Annotated in this window: 2 protein-coding genes and 1 pseudogene; all 3 read left to right on the plus strand. The window is 51.9% G+C overall.

All coding sequences use genetic code 11. From position 1 onward, the window contains the following. Window positions 1-441 (plus strand): annotated as a pseudogene (locus QVP94_RS07855) (6-bladed beta-propeller); the annotation flags it as partial. Between the two features lie 49 nt (window positions 442-490). Continuing rightward, on the plus strand, window positions 491-1,423 hold the full coding sequence (metA, locus tag QVP94_RS07860; protein WP_022192329.1) for a homoserine O-acetyltransferase MetA: 933 nt from the start codon (window positions 491-493) through the stop codon (window positions 1,421-1,423). Beyond that, a partial coding sequence (locus QVP94_RS07865; protein WP_288213208.1) for a U32 family peptidase occupies window positions 1,424-2,799 on the plus strand: 1,376 nt, incomplete at its 3' end.

Here is a 2,799-nt window from a genome sequence, read left to right on the forward strand (position 1 = left end):
GATGGATTAAAGCCCTTTATCGTAAGGACTCCCTCTATTCAATCCATGAGCCCGGAGATCTTTCTTTTCCCGGGTGTGGTTACGGATCGCTATTGTTTTATGCAGACCGTAAAGAAAGAGTTGAACTTGGCGATGATGGATACCTACTATCGGTTGATGAGAACCGATTTGGTGTACGATAGGGAGACAAAGGAAGTATCTGAGTATGTCCTGTATAACGATGATTTCACGAAAGAAGTACCGATCGCCAACCTCGTGGACGAGATTTTCGACCTCACGGTCTTCAATAACGACGAGATCGCCTTCACGTGGCGGATAAATACCCCCGAACTTGTCGAGGCCTATCAAGAAGGACACCTCAAAGGCAAGTTAAAGGAGATCGCCGCGGGTATGCACGAGGAGGATAACCCCGTGATCATGGTGGCGAAGTATAAGCGATAATGAGAAAATTCTCATTATCTTTGCGCTCATATAAAATCAGAGATAGAAAATGCCATTAAATTTACAAAAGAACTTACCGGCTATCGAGCTGCTGAAGAAGGAACACATCTTCGTGATGGATTCCTTGCGCGCGTCGGAGCAGGATATCCGCCCCCTTCGGGTAGTCGTATTGAATTTGATGCCCCTTAAGATAACGACCGAGACGGACTTGGTTCGCCTCCTCAGTAATACACCCCTGCAAGTGGAACTTGATTTCATGAAGATCAAGGGACATACGCCGAAGAATACGCCCATCGAGCATATGCAGGAATTTTATAAGGATTTCGATGAGATGGCGGATGATTTCTACGACGGGATGATCGTGACGGGCGCTCCCGTGGAGCAGATGCCTTTCGAGGAAGTTAGTTATTGGGAGGAGATCACGCAGATATTCGATTGGGCCCGTACGCATGTTACCTCCACGCTCTATATCTGCTGGGCGGCGCAAGCGGGGCTATACCATTTCTATGGGGTGCCTAAATATGATTTGCCGGCCAAGATGTTCGGAGTCTTCCGTCATTCGCTCCGGGAACCGTTTGTTCCGATCTTCCGGGGGTTCGATGACGAGTTCTTCGTGCCTCATAGCCGTCATACCGAGATTCGCCGGGAGGATATCATGAAAGTATCCGAGCTGACCCTGTTGTCCGAGAGCGAGGAATCCGGCGTCTATATGGCGATGGCTCGTGGCGGACGGGAATTCTTCATCACCGGCCATTCCGAGTATTCGCCCTATACGCTGAATGATGAGTATATGCGTGATTTGGGGAAGGGATTGCCCATCAACAAGCCTCGTAATTATTACCGGAATAACGATCCGGCGCAAGGCCCGGTGGTACGTTGGCGGGGGCACGCGAACCTGCTATTCACCAATTGGCTGAACTATTACGTATACCAAGAGACCCCGTTCCGCCGGGAAGATATTAAAAAACTAGGAAGCTTGTAAATGAGAAAAGAACTCCGTTCGATAGAACTGTTATCTCCCGCTAAGGATCTGATTTGCGGCAGGGAGGCGATAAACCATGGCGCCGATGCCGTGTATATCGGTGCCCCGAAGTTCGGAGCCCGTGCCGCCGCCGGTAATACGCTGGACGATATACGGCAGCTTTGCGATTACGCCCATCTCTATTCGGCTCGTATTTACGTGGCCTTGAACACTATCTTGAAAGAAGAGGAGCTGGCAGAGGCCGAGCAAATGATCTGGCAGCTTTACGAGGCCGGGGCGGATGCCTTGATCGTTCAAGACATGGGTATCACCCAGTTGAACCTTCCGCCCATCCCCTTGCACGCCAGTACGCAAACGGATAACCGTACGCCGGAGAAGGTGAGATTCCTGCAAGAGGTAGGTTTCACGCAAGTCGTATTGGCGAGGGAGCTATCGCTGAACCAGATACGGGAGATCGCCGAGCGAACGACCGTGCCTCTGGAGGTCTTCGTACACGGGGCGCTGTGCGTAAGCTATAGCGGCCAGTGTTACCTGAGTGCCGCCTTGAGCGGACGAAGCGCCAACCGGGGGGAATGCGCTCAGTATTGCCGCCTGCCTTATAGCTTGATCGATGCGGACGGGAAGGAGATCGTATCGGGTAAGCATCTCTTATCCTTGAAGGATATGAACCGGGGAGAATACTTGGAGGAGCTGTTGGATGCCGGTGTCTCTTCCTTGAAGATCGAGGGTCGTTTGAAGGATGTATCTTACGTGAAAAACGTAACGGCTTGGTACCGGAAGAAACTGGACGCTATCTTGGCCCGTCGGCCGGAATACCGTCGTGCCTCGGCCGGGCATAGCGCTTACACGTTCGAACCTGTGGCGGAGAAAAGCTTCAACCGGGGTTTCACGCCTTTCTTATGGAAGGAGCGCACGAAGGATATCACCAGCTTTGATACGCCTAAGTCCTTGGGGGAGCCGGTGGGTACGGTGAAAGAACTGAAAGGAAACTCTTTCACGATCGCCGGACTGAAACAATTGAATAACGGAGACGGGCTTACCTTCTTCAATGAGAAAGGGGAGTTGGAGGGCTTCCGGGTAAACCGTGTGGAGGCGAACCGGATCTTTACGCTGGATCGCCCGGCGATCCGTCCGAAGATGCCTTTGTACCGGAATTTCGATCAAGAGTTTGATAAACTGCTATCCAAGCCATCCGCCGAGCGGAAGCTCTCTGTCCGGATGGAATTTCAAGATAACGCCTTTGGCTTCACGTTAAGTATGACAGACGAGACAGGAGCCCGTATCATGCTTACCCAGCCGTTCGAGAAAGAACCGGCCCGGCGGGAGCAGGCGGAGAATATCCGTACCCAGCTCTCTAAGCTGGGAAATACGCCTTT

Source organism: Parabacteroides sp. CAG:2 (assembly GCF_000436315.1).
GTDB lineage: Bacteria > Bacteroidota > Bacteroidia > Bacteroidales > Tannerellaceae > Parabacteroides > Parabacteroides distasonis.